We start from the raw sequence: 18,252 nt of genomic DNA on the forward strand, positions 1-18,252 counted from the left end.
CAAGGTTTCCTAGACCAGCCGCACATTGACCAATCGGCTAACGCCGGGTGAGCATCCTTCGCGATCAGGATAAATGGCCGTTAGGGGGTTCCTCTTGGAAATGTTGGCGCATATTCAGGTGTCTGAAAGTCGTATGCAAAGGACAAAGTGACGTGGAAAACGAAATCCATGTTCGAGATGTCATCGAATCCGATTTTAGCCAATGGCGGCTACTGTGGGAGCAGTACAACGCGTTCTACGGAAGGACCGGCGCAACGGCGCTCTCCGATGAGATTGTGATGACAGCGTGGCGTCGGCTCTTGGACCCACGTGAGCCGGTGCATTGTTTGATCGCCGAGTATGAAGATCAGCTGGTTGGGCTGGCGCATTTCATTTTCCATCGCAACATGATCACGATCGAGAACACCTGCTATCTTCAGGACTTGTTTTCGATTGCATCCATGCGCGGCAAAGGTATTGGGCGTCGACTGATTGCAGAATCATATGAGCGATCAAAGACCTCTGGCGCAAATGGAGTCTATTGGCACACTCATTCTTCGAACCAGACCGCAATGAGGCTGTATGACACGGTTGCAACGAACACCGAGTTTGTTGTCTACAGAAAGTCGCTTTGACCGCGTTGAGCGATAGCGGCCCTTCTTGGAGAACGCGGCGAAATTCCGGTTTGAGCCCACAATCACGGATGCTGCGATATGTATGAACGTCGGCTTTTGGGTTCAGGCTCTCGCCACCATACCAACTCCTAAAACGACCAACGCCAGCCCAAATGCCTTGGTCAAAGAAAATGGTCGTTCCGTCAGCCCCATTGCTCCAACATGATCGTAAAGCGCCGCACCGACGAGATTTCCGGTAACGACGATAACAAGAAAGAGTGTGACTCCAAGCACAGGTATGCTTTGCATCGAGATCACCACGTGGATGGCACCGAACATGCCACCAAGCCAGACCCAAATTGGTAAGCCGCCCAGTGTCGACGCGCTAAGGCCACGGAAACTTCCGGTAACCAAAGCTATGATTCCTGTTACAAGCGCCGCGGTTGCAAAGGCGAGAAAGACGGCGAGAAGATAGTTTCGGCCCAGCCCTTCCGCCAACCGCGCATAGATCGGCCCTTGGGCCGCAACGAGCATGCCTCCCAGAAATGCCAACATACCGAAGATCAGAACCATCACCTGCATAGATCAGAGGTATCGATACATGTAGGTCGTCGCATGCTTCGCCGCGCCGTCTGGATCATAAGCGAAGTCTGGAACAACACCGGCCTCTTTGAAACCGACGCCTCGATAGAGGGGTTCCGCCGCATCACCCGTGCGCGTATCGAGCGTCACAAGCGTTTTACCCACCCGCTTGGCGACGGTCAGCGCCTCGTTCATGAGCGCTTTCCCCAATCCACGGCGGCGACCATCCGGATGAACGATCATTTTCGAGATCTCGGCGCGGTGCGGTTGATTGGGCGGCATGCCGAGGACCAACTGGACTGTGCCCAACAGTCGTTGATCGACAAAGGCGCCAAACAAACGCCGGCTTCCGCCTTCCACAGTAGTGGCGACATCCTGCAACCAAAAGCGTTCGGCATCCCCTTTAGGAACAGGTGTCATAAAGCTGATGGCGGCCCCGTCTGCAACGCTGTCCATCAGCACACGGCAGAGATCGTCCACATGTTTCGCAATGTCAGCCGCGTCGAGTTCGGCGATGTGGTGGGGAAGGTTGGTCATGAGAGCGCAATCACATATCTGCACGAGGCATCTGAGGTTTTGAAAATCGTCTCGCCGAAAAGGATGTATCTGAGGCAGTCTCCTTGCCTCAAATCATGGGCGTTGCCTTCAACCGTAATTTGCATCTGCCCCGAGAGGACGTAGACGTGATGCTCCTGACCGGGGATCGCGGGAGTGGCATAGGTGATCAGTTGTTCAGGGCCAAGCTCGCCCTCGATCAATTCGACTGAGAGCTGGCCATTTGAGGGCGACACGCTTCGGCGCACAAATTTGTGGCTTGGGTCGCGCCATACGCTTTGTTCGCCCTGCCTAAGAACCGGTTGAAACCCTTGCTCGAGCGGTGACAAGAGTTGAGATATGGGAAGCGCATAAACTGCTGCAAGCTGCCCAAGCGTCTCAGCGGTAGGGCTCACATCGGCGTTCTCTATACGGGACAGTGTTGCCCTGCTCAAACCGCTGCGCTCTGCGAGAACCGCCAGCGTCATATCATGTGTTTCACGCAAGTTACGCAGGTGTTTGGCCAGCTTCGAGCTATCTGATGTATGCTTAAGTCCCATATACGGGATATATCCCAGATTAGAAAGCGGAGTCAATCTGTGAAAAGCGGTCGTTCATGCTAAGACAGCCAAGGTCCGTTTCGTCCCGCAGTGCCGTCATTCACCATCTGAAAATGCTGCGCTATGCACTAATGGCCTTTCTAGTGATCGCGGATTTGGTTTTGCCCGAGGCTCGGCGTCCTGCCGCGTTTACGTAAACGATGTGTGGGGAAATCAGAAACTGTTCCCGGGCAGGCGGGTTGTGCCCTGGCACCGGGTCGGCTCCACAGAAAAGGCTTGATTGTGCTATACACAACAGTTGTATATAGCACTTATTATGGATCACGAAGAAATTCCGCTGCATTGGATCAACCGCCTTGGCTTTCTGGTGCGGCGCGCGCTGGGCGATCAGTTCCGTGCCGCGGGCCACCCCGTCAGCCCCGAGGAATGGGCGATCTTGCTGGTCTTATGGAAATACGGGCCCCGGACGCCCGGTGCGCTGGCCGATGTGACGATCAAGGACCGCACCACGATCATCTGTCACGATCGGGAAAGGCGACCACCGCTGCCAGCGCACTGGAGCATGCGCTGATCAGCCGGTTCGGCACGCTCGGCAAAGTGCCACACGAGTTCCTTCTCAGGTCCGACAACGGGCTGGTCTTTACAAGTCGGAAATACACTGCGCTGGTCCGCAGCTATGGCCTGAAACAGGAGTTCATCACGCCACATTGCCCGCAACAGAATGGCATGGTCGAGCGCGTGATCAGGACACTGAAGGAGCAGTGTGTTCATCCGAAAGGTCCGCATCTTACCAGTTCGTACACGATGCAGCGAACAGCAGGTGTACGGATATGGTGGGACTTCTGAGAATTTCATTGTAGCAGCCATCTGGCAAACCAATGTCGCCTATTTCACTCAACTCAAGGGTGACAAAAGATTGTAAAACTAACGCCCCCCTTACGGACAGCCCTAGCGTAGGATTCTACCCCCCATCCAGCATTCGAGCCCACTTACCGATCAGGCACCGCTTCAAGGGAAGCTTCGAACCGCTTGTCCGCTGCCGCAGCTTCTTTCAAGAGCGCGTCGAAATTGTCAGGTGGGTTGCCATTGTCCAACATCCCTTTGAAGGTCGCATAGGCATCCGTCTTGCTGCCGTAAGCGCGCAGGGTCTTGTCGTCGTTCACCCAGGCCACCACGATGACCTTCGCATCGCTGTTGAACCGGTAGAACAACCGATACTGTTGAAAGAACTTTGCCCGGAACCAGTGCTTGCGGTGATCGCCGAGTGTGCCGCCTTGCCGGAAGGCCGCGGCACCCGGATCCGCCGGTATGGCCTCCGTCACCAGCTTGAAGATGGCGGCCAGCCGCTTCGTGCAGTTTTTCTTGCGCCAGCTCTTGGGATCACGCGCTTTGCGCGCCTCAACCTCTTCGATCAGGCCTTCGAGCTGGTCCAGAAAGAGCGGATGCGCATAAATCGACCATCCGTTAACGACAAGGGGCGCTTGGGCGGGCACACTATCGCCGCTCATTCATCCTCGAGCGATAGCGGCGCATCGAGATCGACGTCAACGTCTCCGACCAGTGCTGCAAGACGGTCATGCAAAGCCCCATCGAACGCCCGAATGCGGTCCGGATGCGCCTTGATATCGGCTTCGACAAAATCGAGAAAGGCTCCGAGAACAGGATCTTCCTCTTCGGCGCGCACGGGCTCGATATAGACCCTGCCACTCGGTTCGGTGCAGTAGCGAATCTGGTCGCCCTTGCCCAGCTTGAGCTGCTTGCGCACACCGGCCGGAACGGTCGTCTGATACCGATCAGTGAGTTTCGATACATCTTGTGCGAGCGCTGTCATGGCAGTCTCCTGAAAAAAAGGTGCTTTGCTGCACGCGATAGGTAATGCATTTGCATTGCCTTGTCAAGATAAGTCGCAGGATCTGCCGTCGCCGGGCAGGTCTTACGGTGATCTGGCGAAGGCGGTGAAGCAGACGGAGCCGAAATCCAAGGCGCTGCGCTGCGGTGTTTGTCAAAGTAGTTGTCCGCCGATTTCATGCGGCGTCTCTGATTTCAGGGGCGCTGATTTCGGTTTCTGGGTTGAGCCAGACGGCTCCGGCAGGTTGCCAGTTGCGGGTTTTGCCTGACCAGCGTTCTGGGTTTTGTGACCGAGCATTTGCATAGAGACTGGCACGATTGGCGAGCGTTGCACGATCATGGCCAGCGTGGCGCGCGGCCGGGGTGACGAAGTGGATGGCGCTGTGTAGGTGCTCTTCGTTATACCAACCGGTGAAGGATTTCACCCAAGCTTGAGCGTCATCTTTGGTGGCAAAACCCTTGGTCGGCCAGTCCGGGCGATATTTGCAGGTTCGAAACAGCGCCTCCGAGAACGGGTTGTCATTGCTGACGCGCGGCCGGCTGTAGGACGCGATGATGCCGAGTTTTTCCATAGTGGTCTTCATCGTGGCGCCCTTCATGGGGCTGTCCAGACTGTCCAATGCGGCCCCATTCCCGCATAAGAGACCAATCTCCAAACAGCCCCGGCACTATCTCCATCCGGTAAAACCGGCACGCATTGCTGAGACGGTCTATCCGCTTCAGGTCCATCCTCTACCCCCACATCCTTGCTGCGATATCCTGCTCTTCCTTACCGACTGCGTCAGCGTAGATTGCGGTGGTGCTCAGCTGCGCGTGGCCTAGCCAACGCTGCAGCATGTGCAGGGGCACGCCTTGGACAGTCGCATGGACGCCAAACCCATGCCTGAGACCTTTCGGCGAACGGTGTGGTGCATCCGGGATGCCGGCCTCGATCATGACCCGTTTGACGATCTGCCAGATCCGGACGCGGCTCAGGTCCCAGATGGGGACCGCGGTCTTCCGGCGCGACGTTTGGGCCTCACGGATTCCGTGAGCGGTGTTCAAGGTATCGAGAAACTCGGCTGGAACCGGGGCTGACCGGAACATGATCTTTGTGCTGCCTGACGCATCCTTGCGTTTTTTCAAGGACCGGATCGCGATGGTGCCACCGGAGAGGTCTATCCGGGCCGGGGTAATCTCGAGAAGTTCGGATGGCCGGCAGCCGGTCCAGTGCAAGGTCTCGCATAGCGTTCGGTTTCGGGCGGGCTGGCGCTGGGCAGCAACAAGGAAGGCCGCACGTTCCTCGGCGTTGAGATAAAGCCGGTTTCCGGCGGGGTCATGGAGGCGCATTTCGGACATAGTGAACAGTTTACCCGAATAGTGTTAAACCGCAAAGCCCAAACGGACCCCCTACCCTGCCATTCTGCTGGTCTCAGTGTTCAATCGTTTAACACTATGGGTAATAGTGTTAAATTCCTCTCCCTCGAACGCCACACTTTGACATATCCACAGAGTGTTCCGGTCGACAAGAAGCCACACGCTCCAGTGAGGCGCTCCCGCATTCAAGGGATTTTTGGCTCTCCAGAATTTAGGGATGGCTCTGATGCGATGTGGCCAAGCCGCGGGGTCCGGCTACAATTGAGGCAAAAAACGAGAACTGTTAAATAACGTATTTACTTCTCTGCCAAAAGGCGTGTATCAACAATCAAGAACCAACAAGGAGTGAGTTTTGCCATGAAGAGGATCATCCGGGACTACCAGAAGCTTTGCGCCGCCGAGAGTTTCGACCTGCTCGATATGGCGCCGAGGGGTGGCCACTACGCGCTGCAGTTCGAGCGCGGCACGATCTTCTGCCCCTCCACGCCCTCTGACCGCCGCAACATGCGCAACCTCCGCGCCTCCATCCGCCGCCTGCACGCCTGAAGGACACTGACCATGACGACCACGCTTCCCGAAAACATGACCGCCGCCGACCGCCGCCAGGCCTGGTTCGAAAACGAGCTCACCGGCTATGCCCGCTCCGGCACCTCCGAGGCCCCGATGTCCTGGGACTACGGCGACGAGATCATCGAAATCCTCACGGGCCATTTCCTTGCCCTCGAGAAGATCCTCGGCGCCGAGGAAATCGCCGGTCCGCTCTTCACCCTGCTGCACGGCCCCGACGTCGAGGGCGAGACCTGGCGCGAGACATTCGAGACCTACCAGCCGACGCTAACCCAAGAATGGACCGGCACCCTGCTGATCGATAACGCCGGGATCTACGGTCTCTACGGCGTGACACCCGCGGAGATCGCCCATTCTGATCGCGCGTCTTGGGTCGAGGACCTGGCACGGCGCTTGGCCGCCTTCCGTGCCGATGTGCATCCGGTGCCGGGTGGCGTGATCGACCGCATCACGAACCTGGCCTTGGCGCGCCGTGCCATAGACGCCCGCGAGGGGGAGGTCGATCTTGTCTCCATGGCGCTTTTGGGCGGCGTGACCGAGGGTCGTGTGCGCAACATCCTCTCGGGCAGCGAAAGCCCGCTGGAACGCAGTGCCCAAGGCGTGACTGCCGTCAGCGCTGCTGATTGGCTGAAGGGCCGGAAAGAGTACTTCGCCTCGATCTGGCAGATGCCCAACGAGGTCACGCCCGAGCCCCCCAGTGCGGATTTCACCGGTGAGGTGATCTTTGTCCCCGTCGCCGGGGATGGCAGCACCTTTGGTCCCGAGCTTGCCCGCAACGGGCACTATACCGTCGGTGCCAAAGGGGCCGAGGTGCAGTACACCACCTTCGATGCGGCGCTGGCGGCGTTGCACCGGATGGATACGCCGCGCTGGAGGCGCCCGAACCCGGCGGGCAACTGGGGTATCGTCTCCGGCCGCGACTGGAAGCGTATCGAGAAGAAGTGAGCGCAGAGATGACCATCCCCACTGCCACCGAAATTCTGGACCTGCTGAAGCAGGCCAGGCCCCGGCCTACCTCCGAAGCGCCGCGCGATGCGCGTGGCATTTACGGGCTCTTCGATCACACCGGGACTTTCCGCTACATCGGGTCCACCTCGTCCAGCGCCGAGACCTTCTACAAGCGCATCCACCAGCGGCACCGCACGGGATCCGAGACACACAGCCATTACTTCGCTCACATGTACAACACCGGACGGATGTGGGTCGACAGGACCGATCCAGAAACTACGATAGAGATGAAGATCGTCCGCCGCCTGCGGCAGGCCTTCGTCGCCAGCCATTGCGGCTGCACCTGGGTGCCGCTGCCGGATCACGCCGATATTGCTGCGCTGGAAGCTGAGGTCATCGCCGTGGCCCCGTCCGAGATGGTGGCCTGGAACCGCAGGGGCATGGCGGTCTACGACGAGCCTGTCGACCTGGTCGATGCGCTGATCGGACAAATGGAGCTGAGCCCCTTCGAGCGCGCGGCTTTGACCCGCCAACTACGACCGTGGCAGCATCTGTCAGGTGGGTGTTGCCTGCGTGCGCCATGACAACAGCATCGAGACCTGGGTGACGCTGGTCGATCCGCAGACCTCCCGCTGGATGTTCAGCGGGCTGCACGGCATCACCAACGCCATGGTGCAGGGCGCGCCGAGTATCGGCACGGTGATCGACGCCCTCGAAGGGATCGTGGGCGGGCGCACTGTCTACCAGCACTCGGGGTTCGACCGGAGTGCGATCCGCGCCACCTGCGCCGCGCACAACCGTGCGGAGCCGGCGTGGGACTGGCAGGACAGCGTCGGCGTGGCACGTCGGGCCTGGCCAGAGCTGAAGGGCAATGGCGGGCACGGTCTGGCCTCGCTCAAAGCGCACCTCGGCCTGCGGTTCGAGCACCACGACGCCGGTGAGGATGCCCGCGCGGCAGCAGAGGTCGTGCTGATGGCCGAGCGCAACACCCGGGCTTCGGTGAAGCCCCGGCCCGCGCCGGTCGACGGTGACGTGCTGGATGATGGCGATACCGGCCCGGCTTCCGTGCCAGCCGCCGTCCTCCAGCGCACCGCTTCGCCCGCCGCTACTCCGGTCCGGACCCTGCCGATAGTCGGCCTGGATGTTCCCAAGGGGACGATCCGTGTTCCCGTCGCTGCGGACGGCACCATCTTCGGTCCCGACCTGGCCCGTAACGGATGTTACACCGTCGGGGCAAAGGGCGCCGAGGAACGGTACGACAGTTTCGACGCGGCACTGGATGCGCTGACCAGGATGGACAAACCGCGCTGGCGCCGCCCGAACGCCGCGGGCAACTGGGGCATCGTTTCCGGTTGCTCTTGGAAGGACATCAGGAAAGGGTAAGGTTTCGCCTTCTCTGAGGAAAGTCTGTGGTCTGCTGTCGGCGAAAAACTCCCCCGGGCGCGAACGCGCTGAACACTTTTCACTTCGCCTAGTCATGAGCGTGCCGGTATCGGTATTACCAATAGTGTTAAAAGCTCAGGCTCTTGCCGCCCGTTGGGGTGGAGGCCCGTTCCGCGCAGCCAGCCGTGCAATCACTCTCTCCGTAACCGGTCGCCACAGGTTCGAAAACTGGGCAATGGTACGACCCGACGATATAGGCGACTGCTTTGAAGATTGGTAGCGAGCGGAATCGACTTCAACCCTCGCTTTGTTCTGGCGGCTTTGGTATCAATGAAACATGTCAGATATTGCATCACTCTTTGTGACCCGCCTGTACCGCGCCAAGCTTTCAAAGCATGGCAAACCTGTCGATGCCACGGAACTGGCTGACGCCTGCTTGTCGGTCGCCGAAGACGACACAGCTGGCCAACAGTGGTGCGCTGACAACACGTTTCCGGGCTACACATCTTATGCCTCGCTGACTGACCTGACATGGCGGATGCCCATCTTTAAAGCCTTGAAAAAGTCCTTGGACAAGCACGTGGCGAGCTTCGCCGACGACCTTGCCTTCGATCTGGGCGACAAGAAACTGAAGCTTGAAGATCTGTGGATCAACATCTTGCCGGAAGGCGGCATTCACACCGCCCATATCCACCCGCATTCGGTAATTTCCGGCACTACTTATGTTGCGATGCCAAAAGGGACATCTGCGATCAAGTTTGAAGACCCGCGCCTACCAATGATGATGGCCGCACCGGCGCGCCTGAAGAACGCGCATGAAGCGCTGCGTCAGTTTATCTATGTACAGCCGGATGTGGGTGACGTGCTGCTTTGGGAAAGTTGGTTGCGCCATGAGGTGCCAATGAATACGGCGGAAGAGGATCGTATCAGCATCAGCTTCAACTACGCATAAAGTCGCTCACCCACAACAGGTTCGGCGCAGGTGCGCGGAACACGCGGTTCACCTTGTCGCGCGGACAGGGCGCAGATGTGTCAGGAATCGTTGTCTTCATTGCCTTTCCACGCACGGCCCCACGTATACCGATCTGTTTCATCAGACGGTCCACCGTGCAGCGCGCCAACTCAAAGCCCTCACGCTTCAGCTGGTGCCACGTCTTACACACCCCGTAGACCTGATAGTTTTCGTCCCATATCGTGGGCAATGTTGCCTTGCGCAAAAATGGCAAGTTTCAAACACCCTGACAGGTCAAAGAACGCCACTGCTCCATGCTCGAACTCCTGCCCGATGATGCCTTTCGTTGGCAGCCCAAGGCCGTCGCGATAGAAAGAAAGCGACCGTTTGAGATTGCTTACGCCGAGTGTCAGTACGGAAATTCTAGGTTTCATGTCATGCCCTTCCTATCGACGCCTGCACCGCGCAGACGCCTTGATAGTCTTGGGCCGCTGACTTGCAGCGGAAGGACCCGCAGAACGCGGGGGCCGGGCCAACCTTCCCGAGCCTAACCTGTTTCAGACCAGCAGAGGTTAGGTTGGAATTCTAGGGCGGTCAACGGCAGCAAACGTCCGCTCACCTGACCTTCGTAAGTCCGGCGTCGAAGGTTGGCTTCGGGGCGGGCATGCTCGGCATTTGGGTTAGGATCGCGTAGCACGGCCTTCCGACAGGGTTCAGAAAGTCCATAGGTTTGAGTCGCTTTCGGATGGCATTCGACATTTGCGCCCGGCTGCTCTGTTGCTGCAAGGACCGCGAACCGGGCGCTACGCTCTCGGCCGCGACACGATGGTCACGTAGGACGACGGCATCTCCCGCATTCCCTATGCCGACTTCGCCGTCGCGATGCACGATCTTGTCGAGCTTGCTCCGGCACTGCGGCAGCGCCTGTCTGTCGGGTGGTTGAACTCTCTATGGAGCGGGTAGGAAAAAATAGCATGGCCCAGACGATCCGTCGCCCTATCGTCCGGCGGCACGGCGATGGGCTGCTGGCGACACGCCGATGACGCGTTTGAAAGCACGGGTGAAAGCCGCCTGCGAGCCATAGCCAAGGCGATAGGCGACCGAGGACACTGATGTACCCTGTTGTTCCAGCCATTGCGCCGCGACACGCATCCGCAGGTCGGTCACATAGCGCAGCGGGCTGACGCCCAGCACGGCCACGAACCGTTCGGAGAAGGCCGAACGCGACGCGCCCATCAGGGCCGCCATCATCGGCACATCCCATGCGCGGCCCGGATCGCGGTGCAATTCGACCAGCACCGGTGCAAGCCGCGGGTCGCGCAGGGCGGTGATCACGCCCGAGGTATTGTCGCAACCGCATTCGACCCAGCTCCGGACGATCAGCGCTACGATGACATCTGCCAGCCGCGCCAGAACCCCGGCCGAGCCGGGCCGGTCCTGCGTCATCTCGGCTTCCATCGCGGCCAGAATCGCGTGCATTTCGGGTTGGCGGTCCAGCAGCGCACAGACCGACATCGCCTCGGGCATCAGCGCGACCAGAGACTGCATGGTAACAAGGTCCAGCTCCATCACGCCTGTCAGGATCATGGTATCTGTGCTGCGACAGGCGTCTGTGTCGCAGTCGCGGATTTCTGCAAAGGCCTGACACAGTGTCTCAGGGGCGATGCCATGCCGGGTAACAGCAGCAGCCGCCAATAGCTGGCCCCGCGCAGGCGCATACCCAGCAGCACTTCGCTGACGGCGTCTCAGCCTTGCTCTATTTCGGTGTTTCGATCAAGCATAACGGATAAACTGGCGCAGTTTATCCTAAATCCCAAGCTATATCTTGCTGCGTCACCAAAGCAATCCAAGGAACACAGCATGCCATCCGATACCCTCCTGACCGCCGCAGATACGGATATGGCTGCCCCCGAACAGACCCGTCCGGCCTGGGGCGCGGTCTTTTCCATGTCGCTTGGCGTTTTTGCACTGGTGACAGCCGAGTTTCTTCCTGCCAGCCTGCTGACACCGCTGGCAGAGGGGTTGCAGATCAGCAAAGGTGCCGCCGGGCAGGCTGTGACCGCCACTGCATTCGTGGCTCTGATCACCAGTCTGTTTATCTCGTCCGCAATCGGGCGGATTGACCGCCGATGGGTGCTGATCGGGCTTTCGGTGCTGCTGGTCGTGTCCAACCTGATCGCGGCCAGCGCGCCGGGGATCGTGACGCTGCTGATCGGGCGGGTGCTGATGGGCATCGCCCTGGGCGGGTTCTGGAGCCTGTCGGTCGCCACCCTGATGCGACTGGTCCCCGAGCCTGACATCCCGCGCGCCCTTTCGATCATGTTCATGGGGGTTTCGGCAGCAACCGTCTTTGCGGTTCCGGTAGGCAGCTATCTCGGCGCGCTGATCGGTTGGCGGGGCGTGTTTCTGGCCGCGAGCGGCCTTGCGCTGCTGGCACTGCTAACCCAGATCCTGACGCTGCCGCCGCTTCCGGCCCGGGGCCGCGCCCGGGCCGGTATCCTGTTCGAGGTCCTGCGTCGTCCGGGCATCGGCATCGGCATGTCCGCCGTTCTTCTGGTTTTTGCCGGGCATTTCACGTTCTTCACCTATATTCGTCCGTTTCTGGAAAACGTCACCGGCGTCGGCGTGGATGGCGTGACCCTGATCCTGTTCGGCTTTGGTCTGGCCAATTTCCTGGGCACATACCTGATCGCATTTGTCATCCAGAGATCACTGCGGCTGGCGCTGGTCGCGATGCCGCTGACCATGGCCGTGCTTGCGGTGCTGCTGACTGTTTTCGGGGGTATCCCGGTGCTGGATGCAGCGATGATCGCCATCTGGGGTCTGGTCTTTGCGGGCGTGCCGGTCGCGTGGTCAACATGGATTACCCGCGCCATACCCGATCAGGCCGAGGCGGGCGGCAGCCTGATCGTGGCCGCGATCAACTTTGCCATCGCGGCGGGGGCGGCCCTTGGCGGTGGCCTGTTGGAGCTTTCAGGGCCACGCGGGGTGTTTCTGGTCAGCGGACTGATCCTGATGGCCGCTGTGGTGACCATCGTCAGTCGAGTCAGACTAAAATGAACTATGGATGGACCCAGCCGCGGGTTGGGCCATCCTCCCATCTGCCTAGAGGTAAGCGGGAAGCAGGAAGCGGCTTTTCACTGCGGGAGCATTGCGATCCAACCTCGTCCCGAACAGCGGACACTCGAGTGCATAGCTGTGAACACTTGTCAGGTATATGGTCTTGCCCCCGTTTGACCGGACACTCAGGCGGTTGCGGTTTGAGCTGCGATGAACTCGCGTGGTGAGCGCATTTTCAGCCCTGAGTGCGGATGGTTGTCATTGTAGTCCTCGATCCAAGCTCCGATCAATCCGAGAACTGTGTGGGCGTCCGGTAGCGGCGTCACCTGGACGTAGTCGCGCTTCAGCGTCTTCACGTACGCCTCCGAAATGCCATTGCTCTGTGGGCTCTGAACCGGCGTGAAGCAGGGCTTCAGGTCCAACTGGCGGGCAAAGATCTGCGTGTCCTTCGCGATATAAGGCGACCCGTTGTCGGACAGCATCTCGATGACCGACGGCGCACGATGATCACCAAAGCGGCGTTCCACGGCCTCGAGCATGAGGTCGCGGATGACCTGTTCGACCTCAAGTCCTTCCGCGAGCGCATCGCCGCAAGAGACCCAGACCGCCAGACCGCCGAAATCCACATCCGCGTCGCCCTCATGAACCACTTCAATGCCCTCGGCACCGCCGAGATCCTCCGCGTGGCATGACGTCAGTGGGGGAAGGGGCAGTCACGCCTCACGCGTGAGTTCTGCAACAACGCCACGCAACATTCCGGGGTGAGGACGTCCTCGGCGGTTTTTGTCCACCTGAAGGGCTTCGGCTGTAGTTTGCGAGTGCGCTTGATGCCCCCCGCCCGAACGGTACCGACCTGGAGAGCGGCGTTTCACAGCTCATGCACGACGGGTGGCGTTTCGCAAACACTCATGGCGATCTCGACCACGTGCCGGTGGTGCGTCAGGTAGATCGCCTGGCCACGCCCGCCGATGGTCTCCATGACGCGACAGGCGGCGCTGGTGCGGGCCTCGTCGAAGGTCTCGAAGATGTCGTCGCAGAAGAACGGAAGCGTCGTGCCCTGGCCGACAAGCTGTTCGTGGGCCGCCGCGCGCAGCGCAAGGTAAAGCTGGAAGCGCGTTCCCTTCGACATTTCTGCCGCGCGCTTGCTGACGCCGTTTCCATCGACGGCCAGCAAGATCTCGGCGTCCTTCTCGATCTGGGTGCTCAGTGACGGATAGGCCTCTTGGGTGAGGCTGGCAAAGCAGTGTTCCGTCGCGGTCAGCATCCCGCTGCGGTGGCTGTCGCGATAGCGCCGGATGGCGTCCGAGGCGAGGTGATGACCCAGTGAAAGCTCAAGGTGCGCCAGTGCAGCCTCTTCCAGCTCCAGTTCCAGCGTCGCCTTCTGTTCGACCAGCGCGGCAATCTGATCGTCTCCTTTGACTTCCGAAAGGGCCTGCTCGGCCCGCGTGCTGTCCTGGATGGCGCGTGTCAGCTCTTCCTCGGCATGGGCAAGGTCCGATCCGCTGCTGTGCAAGGCGGCCCCCAATGCGGCGACTGTGGTGTCCGCAAGCTGGGTCCGTGCCGTCACGATGTCAGCGGCACCCAGCTCGGACAGGACCTGCCGCCTGAGTTTCTCGAGCGTCGCGCGATTCCCGATCACCTGCTGCGCGCGGGCCGCGACTTGCCGCAGGGCGTCGATGTCGCGCGGGGTGGCGGGGTCGGGGAAAAACACCGCGATCGCCTCGACCTCCTGGTCGATGGCATCTTGTCTGTCTTTGTTTCGCGCCCTCTCGGCCTCGGCTGCTTCTATGGCGATATCGAGATTCGCAACCGTCTCGCGGGCCATGCGCGCCCCGTCCGACAGGACCTTGAGAGCCGAATATATCTGGGCGGGGGTCGGCTCTTCGGCCAGATCATGGGCGCGTGCCAAGGCCGCAACCTCCTCGGCGAACAGCTTCTGGTCTGCCTGCATCGTCTTGATTCTACGCTCTGCTGCGGCGCGTGCCGTCTCATGTTCGCGCAACTCGCGGAGTGGCTGCAGAGAGACCGCCAAGCGCTCAGGCGAAAGCGTCTCTCCAAGAAGTCTGCGGATGAGCGCTTGCCACGCCATGGCTGCGTTTTCCCCGGCCTTCAAAGCAGTGTCGTGGCGGGCCTCGCGCAGGGCAAGAATACGCTGCGCCTGTCGCAGGGAATCCCCGGCCTTCGTTCGGGCGTCGGCTTGCTTGCGCTCTTCCTCAGCCAGCCGTCGTGCCGCGTTCAGGGCGCTGCCGAGGTCTGTCGGCTGAAAGGACAAAACCTCCGCAAGCTCTGCCAGCAGGGCCTCGGCACGCTGCTGGGTCGAACGATTGGCGTCTTGCGTTTCGCGCAGCAGCTGCGCCTCGTCTCCAGCCGCTTCGTGACGGAGCACCCAGTCCAGCCATTCGGCAGGCGTGATGCTGGTCGTAAGCCCGACCTGAGCCGCAGCCCCACTGATCGAGGCCTCGATGCCGGTGCGTTCGTCGCAAAGGGTGGCGAGGCGCTTCTCTGCCTGAGCGGCGCGCGCGCGGGCTTCGGCTTCGGCCTGTCCGATCTCGCGCAATTGCGCCAGTTCGCGGGATTGGGCCAGACGCGCCGCAGCGGCGGTATCGTGCTTTTGCAACGCCGCGTGGAAGGCGTTGGCGGTCCCTGTGTCCAAGGCTTTCAGGTGCTCCGCCCATAATGCGTCGCGCAGGGCCAGCATGTCTGTTGCCTCGGCGTCGGAAACGACTTTCGCGGCTTGCGTCAATGCACCCGCTTGGGCGCTGCGCGCTGCCATGTCCGCCAGATGTTCGTCACGTCTGTCCGTCATTGTGCGCAGATCGCGGACCAGCGCGTCATGACGTTCAGCCCACGCTGTTGCCTGAAGCCGCGAGGTCGGGCAGGCGGGCAGATGGTCGAACGTCACGCCTGCGAGGGAGAGTGCTGACAGGGACCGGTCGACCTTGATCTTGGCGGCCTCGATGGCGTGCAACGCTGCTGCATGGGCGGGGGCCAGGCTATCCGCATCGAAACGCAACAGGATGTCCGCAACCTGCGGGGCATTCTCGGCCGCAGGTGCGCCATCCTCCAGCGCCTCGGTCGCGGCCGTCACCCGCTCCGTGAGCTCGGCGACTTCGCGGGCCTCGGTATTTACCTGTGACATGGTTTCGCGCAGTGTTTCCCTTGCGCTTTCCAGCATCGCGATATCCGCAGTCGACAGGACCAGCCCCTGCAGATCCACATCCGGCGACGCGACCCCCAGCTCCCGCGCGGCCTGCCGCATGGACGCCTCTGCCGCCTGCTGTTCCTCCTGCCGCCTGCCAAGGTCGAGCTGTGCGGTGCGGTCCCGCGCACTGAGGTCCCCGAGATCCTCCAGCACGGCTGAGAGATCGAGAAGATCCGGATTCACCGCGTGGCCCGCCCGCTCTTCCCGGAGCGCTGCCACCTCCCCGGTCAGGCGTGCGATGTTCTGCGTGGCCACCCCGCGATCGCCGCGTAGTTCGATCAGGCGCTCCGGATCGAAATCGAGGTGATCGGGGTAGGTCGGGAAAGGGGCAATCGCCGCCTCCAGATCAAGAATTTCAGACATCAGCGGCAAGGCACGCCGCTGCGCCTCGGCGTGTGCCCTCGTGGTGTTCAGCACATCCCGCGTCTTGCGCGCGTCCTGCTCGGTCTCGCGCGCTTTGGCCAGATCCCGCTTGAGGGCCTTCCAGGCGCTGGCGGTCACGTCGCGCTCCTTGATCTCCTTTTCCACCTCGGCCAGCGCGCGCTTCAGCTCGGCCATGCGGGTCGTGCGCCCGCGCTTCTTCCAGAGCGCGTCGGCCCGGTCGCGCACGCCATCCAGAACGGCGCTGAGGTCGGCAACGCCTGCGGCGGCGGAAAACAGCAAGCGGCCGATATCCCCTTCGGCATTCGCGATTTCTTCGCCACCGCGTTCGATCGTCTCGTCGTCGAGGCAAAGAAGACGGCGGTAATCCCCTTCCGAAAGGCCCGCGAGATGGGCAGACAGCGCCGCCTCCGGCAGCGCGGTTCCCGTCTCATCGACAAGGGAACCGCTGCGCGTGGGCAGGCGCGTGAAGCGGCGCGCGGCGCCGTCGATGTCCAGCGTGGCAGAGACTTGCAGATTGCTGCGCGGATGTTTGAAGGCGTAGCCCTCGCGAAGCGGGAAGCCATAGAAGAGACGCAGCACAGCTTCCATCGTGGTCGTCTTGCCGGCTTCATTGGGGCCATAGATGATGTGGAAATCATGGCCGTCGCTTGCGGTCCCGAAGTCGAACTGCCGGTCAGTGAAATGGCCGAAACGGTCGAGGGAGAGGCGTTGCAGCCGCATCAGCTTTTGGCCCCCTTCATCTGCGCCAGGACCAGATCGGCACCGGCGCGGGTCAACCTGTCCACCAGCGTATCGCGGGCGGCCTCGTCTGCCATCAATCGCTCTCGCAGTCCGACAGGCAGATCCTGCAGGACAGTCTCGACCTCGTCCCGCGCCAGAGCCGCGAAGCCAGGCTCTGCGCGGATCGCCGCCATCGTCGCCGCCAACTCATCCGCGGCGCCGCTGGCCTCGTCCCCGGCAGCCGGGGGCGACAGGCGAAACATCAGCTTGTCGATCCACAAATCCCCCGTGGCCTCGGCAAATTCGTTCACCTGTTCGGCCCAGACATCGCGATCCCGCAGAAATTGCCAATGGCGCGACGGTGTGCCCGTCAGCGTCAGGCGGACCACGCCGACGGGTGCCGCGACCGTCTTGCGCGTTGCGGCCATGTGGTTCTTCAGCAGTGCGCGCAGGGCCTCGTCGCTGTCCGCATCCGTGACATCCACTTCGGTCTGGACGAATTCCACCACCGATGTGGGCACTTCGGTCACGTCAATTTGGCCCTGTTCAATCGTCAGCAAAGTCGCGGATTTGGGGCCGGCCTCACCGATGTCGCGCCCTTGGGGGATGCCGGGCATGACCACCCAGGGTGCTTGCGAATGGACCTGCCGCTTGTGGATATGGCCAAGCGCCCAGTAGTCGAAACCCGCACCGACCAGATCCGCCACACTGCAAGGGGCGTAGATGTCATGACCGACCGCGCCACCAAGCGAGCTGTGCAGCAGGGCGATGTTCACCGCGCCCGGTACCGGCGCCTTGAAGCGCCGTACCAGATTGTCCGGCGCGTGGCGGTCCGCGAAGCTGACACCGTGAATCCAGACCCCGTCGGCCAGTTGTTCCCGCCCGCCACGCGCATCGAAGACGTGGACATGGGCAGGCAGATCGAGGGTCCCGGTGATCGGGTTTTCCGCGTCGTGGTTGCCCTTGATGTAGAAGACCCTGATCCCCGCATCTCCAATGCGGTCCAGCTCGGCCATCAGAAAGGCACCCGTTCTGGCGCTGCGTTCTTTCCCGTCAAAAAGATCACCGGCAATCAAAATTGCGGAGACCTCTTCAGAAATGGCAAGATCGACAAGACGGCTGAAAGCGGACCGGGAGGCCGCTGCAATCGTGTCGCGCAACCCGGAGTTTCGCAACGCGAGGGACCGAAGGGGCGAGTCCAGGTGGACGTCAGCGGTGTGAAGAATTTTGATCACGATCGAACCCCTTACTTGGATGCTGCCGGGAAATTAGCGCAGTATCTGGGTTCGGATAGCTTGAACGGGGTCGGATATCTAGAACGAAGCGCTCATCGCGCGGCTGGACACGGCGCAGGAGCGCGAGAAAGCCTGCCTCGGCCCCGATCTGACGCTCTTCCACCTTGGCCGTCGCCTGCATCTGCCGGGCGGGAACGAATGGCGGACTTGCACGTTCATAATGGGTGTTATCCTTGGAAAGGCCCCAAGGCGGCACACGGGCCGCAGGCGCAGGACATGGCACCCCGGCGTGCCAAGCCGCAGACCGGACTTGCTTTTGCCCCCAAAG

19 protein-coding genes and 4 pseudogenes are annotated in these 18,252 nt (G+C 61.1%); 9 read left to right on the forward strand and 14 right to left on the reverse strand.

All coding sequences use genetic code 11. The annotated features are described in order from the left end of the window. Nucleotides 1-152 precede the first annotated feature (152 nt). Nucleotides 153-614 (forward strand): GNAT family N-acetyltransferase, encoded by a 462-nt coding sequence (locus H9529_RS10730; RefSeq protein WP_092890532.1) that lies wholly within the window; start codon nt 153-155, stop codon nt 612-614. 102 nt (nt 615-716) lie between these two features. On the opposite strand, the gene H9529_RS10735 is transcribed toward H9529_RS10730, so the two are convergent. From H9529_RS10735 to H9529_RS10745, 3 genes are read right to left on the reverse strand one after another with little or no spacing between them, the layout of a single operon-like run. Then, entirely contained in the window at nt 717-1,166 is a 450-nt protein-coding gene (locus tag H9529_RS10735) for a DMT family transporter (protein ID WP_176847165.1), read from the reverse strand. A 12-nt stretch (nt 1,167-1,178) separates the two neighbouring features. Then, a complete protein-coding gene (locus H9529_RS10740; protein ID WP_092890538.1) occupies nt 1,179-1,712 on the reverse strand; it encodes a GNAT family N-acetyltransferase in 534 nt (177 codons plus the stop codon). Continuing rightward, entirely contained in the window at nt 1,709-2,269 is a 561-nt protein-coding gene (locus H9529_RS10745) for a helix-turn-helix domain-containing protein (protein ID WP_092890541.1), read from the reverse strand. Before H9529_RS10745 ends, H9529_RS10740 begins: the two co-directional genes overlap by 4 nt. A 316-nt stretch (nt 2,270-2,585) precedes the next feature. On the opposite strand from H9529_RS10745, the gene H9529_RS10750 reads away from it, so the two are divergent. Beyond that, nucleotides 2,586-2,840: a hypothetical protein gene (locus tag H9529_RS10750; protein ID WP_176847133.1), complete on the forward strand. Its 255-nt coding sequence runs from the start codon at nt 2,586-2,588 to the stop codon at nt 2,838-2,840. A 418-nt stretch (nt 2,841-3,258) separates the two neighbouring features. On the opposite strand, the gene H9529_RS10760 is transcribed toward H9529_RS10750, so the two are convergent. The 5 genes and pseudogenes from H9529_RS10760 to H9529_RS10780 all read right to left on the reverse strand — a co-directional run bounded on the left by H9529_RS10760 (nt 3,259) and on the right by H9529_RS10780 (nt 5,455). Continuing rightward, on the reverse strand, nt 3,259-3,777 hold the full coding sequence (locus H9529_RS10760) for a type II toxin-antitoxin system YhaV family toxin (RefSeq protein WP_092890544.1): 519 nt from the start codon (nt 3,775-3,777) through the stop codon (nt 3,259-3,261). Then, entirely contained in the window at nt 3,774-4,100 is a 327-nt protein-coding gene (locus H9529_RS10765) for a type II toxin-antitoxin system PrlF family antitoxin (protein WP_092890547.1), read from the reverse strand. Before H9529_RS10765 ends, H9529_RS10760 begins: the two co-directional genes overlap by 4 nt. A 193-nt stretch (nt 4,101-4,293) precedes the next feature. Then, a pseudogene (locus H9529_RS10770) lies at nt 4,294-4,722 on the reverse strand (integrase core domain-containing protein); the annotation flags it as partial. Continuing rightward, entirely contained in the window at nt 4,637-4,846 is a 210-nt protein-coding gene (locus H9529_RS21345) for a WGR domain-containing protein (RefSeq protein ID WP_092884165.1), read from the reverse strand. The pseudogene H9529_RS10770 and the gene H9529_RS21345, both read right to left, overlap by 86 nt. Before the next feature lie 3 nt (nt 4,847-4,849). Beyond that, entirely contained in the window at nt 4,850-5,455 is a 606-nt protein-coding gene (locus tag H9529_RS10780) for a tyrosine-type recombinase/integrase (RefSeq protein WP_092884167.1), read from the reverse strand. A gap of 375 nt (nt 5,456-5,830) precedes the next feature. On the opposite strand from H9529_RS10780, the gene H9529_RS10785 reads away from it, so the two are divergent. The 5 genes from H9529_RS10785 (at nt 5,831) to H9529_RS10805 (ending at nt 9,323) form a co-directional block, all read left to right on the forward strand. Then, a complete protein-coding gene (locus tag H9529_RS10785; RefSeq protein ID WP_092884169.1) occupies nt 5,831-6,019 on the forward strand; it encodes a hypothetical protein in 189 nt (62 codons plus the stop codon). A gap of 12 nt (nt 6,020-6,031) precedes the next feature. Continuing rightward, a complete protein-coding gene (locus H9529_RS10790; protein ID WP_092884171.1) occupies nt 6,032-6,985 on the forward strand; it encodes a hypothetical protein in 954 nt (317 codons plus the stop codon). Nucleotides 6,986-6,993: 8 nt separating this feature from the next. Further along, nucleotides 6,994-7,572 (forward strand): hypothetical protein, encoded by a 579-nt coding sequence (locus tag H9529_RS20765; protein WP_092884173.1) that lies wholly within the window; start codon nt 6,994-6,996, stop codon nt 7,570-7,572. Next, complete coding sequence (locus H9529_RS20770) at nt 7,562-8,371, forward strand: exonuclease domain-containing protein (protein ID WP_218132076.1); 810 nt, start codon at nt 7,562-7,564, stop codon at nt 8,369-8,371. Before H9529_RS20765 ends, H9529_RS20770 begins: the two co-directional genes overlap by 11 nt. Nucleotides 8,372-8,708: 337 nt before the next feature. Further along, nucleotides 8,709-9,323 (forward strand): TIGR02466 family protein, encoded by a 615-nt coding sequence (locus H9529_RS10805; RefSeq protein ID WP_092884175.1) that lies wholly within the window; start codon nt 8,709-8,711, stop codon nt 9,321-9,323. On the opposite strand, the pseudogene H9529_RS10810 reads toward H9529_RS10805, so the two are convergent. From H9529_RS10810 to H9529_RS10820, 3 genes and pseudogenes are all read right to left on the reverse strand, one after another. After that, a pseudogene (locus H9529_RS10810) lies at nt 9,322-9,564 on the reverse strand (IS3 family transposase); the annotation flags it as partial. The gene H9529_RS10805 and the pseudogene H9529_RS10810 overlap by 2 nt on opposite strands. After that, nucleotides 9,527-9,757 (reverse strand): VOC family protein, encoded by a 231-nt coding sequence (locus H9529_RS10815; protein ID WP_218132085.1) that lies wholly within the window; start codon nt 9,755-9,757, stop codon nt 9,527-9,529. The gene H9529_RS10815 and the pseudogene H9529_RS10810, both read right to left, overlap by 38 nt. Before the next feature lie 562 nt (nt 9,758-10,319). After that, complete coding sequence (locus H9529_RS10820) at nt 10,320-11,018, reverse strand: AraC family transcriptional regulator (protein WP_223814139.1); 699 nt, start codon at nt 11,016-11,018, stop codon at nt 10,320-10,322. A gap of 165 nt (nt 11,019-11,183) precedes the next feature. On the opposite strand from H9529_RS10820, the gene H9529_RS10825 reads away from it, so the two are divergent. Then, nucleotides 11,184-12,383 (forward strand): MFS transporter, encoded by a 1,200-nt coding sequence (locus tag H9529_RS10825; RefSeq protein ID WP_092884179.1) that lies wholly within the window; start codon nt 11,184-11,186, stop codon nt 12,381-12,383. Nucleotides 12,384-12,568: 185 nt separating this feature from the next. Here the strand turns inward: H9529_RS10825 and H9529_RS10830 are convergent. Next, nucleotides 12,569-12,934: pseudogene (locus tag H9529_RS10830) on the reverse strand (integrase core domain-containing protein); the annotation flags it as partial. Between the two features lie 12 nt (nt 12,935-12,946). Here H9529_RS10830 and H9529_RS10835 point away from each other — a divergent pair. Next, nucleotides 12,947-13,075: pseudogene (locus H9529_RS10835) on the forward strand (IS5/IS1182 family transposase); the annotation flags it as partial. Nucleotides 13,076-13,251: 176 nt separating this feature from the next. On the opposite strand, the gene H9529_RS10840 reads toward H9529_RS10835, so the two are convergent. Further along, nucleotides 13,252-16,689 (reverse strand): ATP-binding protein, encoded by a 3,438-nt coding sequence (locus tag H9529_RS10840; protein WP_092884181.1) that lies wholly within the window; start codon nt 16,687-16,689, stop codon nt 13,252-13,254. Continuing rightward, nucleotides 16,689-17,924: a metallophosphoesterase family protein gene (locus tag H9529_RS10845; protein ID WP_092884183.1), complete on the reverse strand. Its 1,236-nt coding sequence runs from the start codon at nt 17,922-17,924 to the stop codon at nt 16,689-16,691. The genes H9529_RS10840 and H9529_RS10845 overlap by 1 nt, the downstream gene beginning before the upstream one ends. Between the last annotated feature and the right edge of the window lie 328 nt (nt 17,925-18,252).

Origin of the sequence: Roseicitreum antarcticum (assembly GCF_014681765.1) — a bacterium.
Classification (GTDB): Bacteria; Pseudomonadota; Alphaproteobacteria; order Rhodobacterales; family Rhodobacteraceae; genus Roseicitreum; species Roseicitreum antarcticum.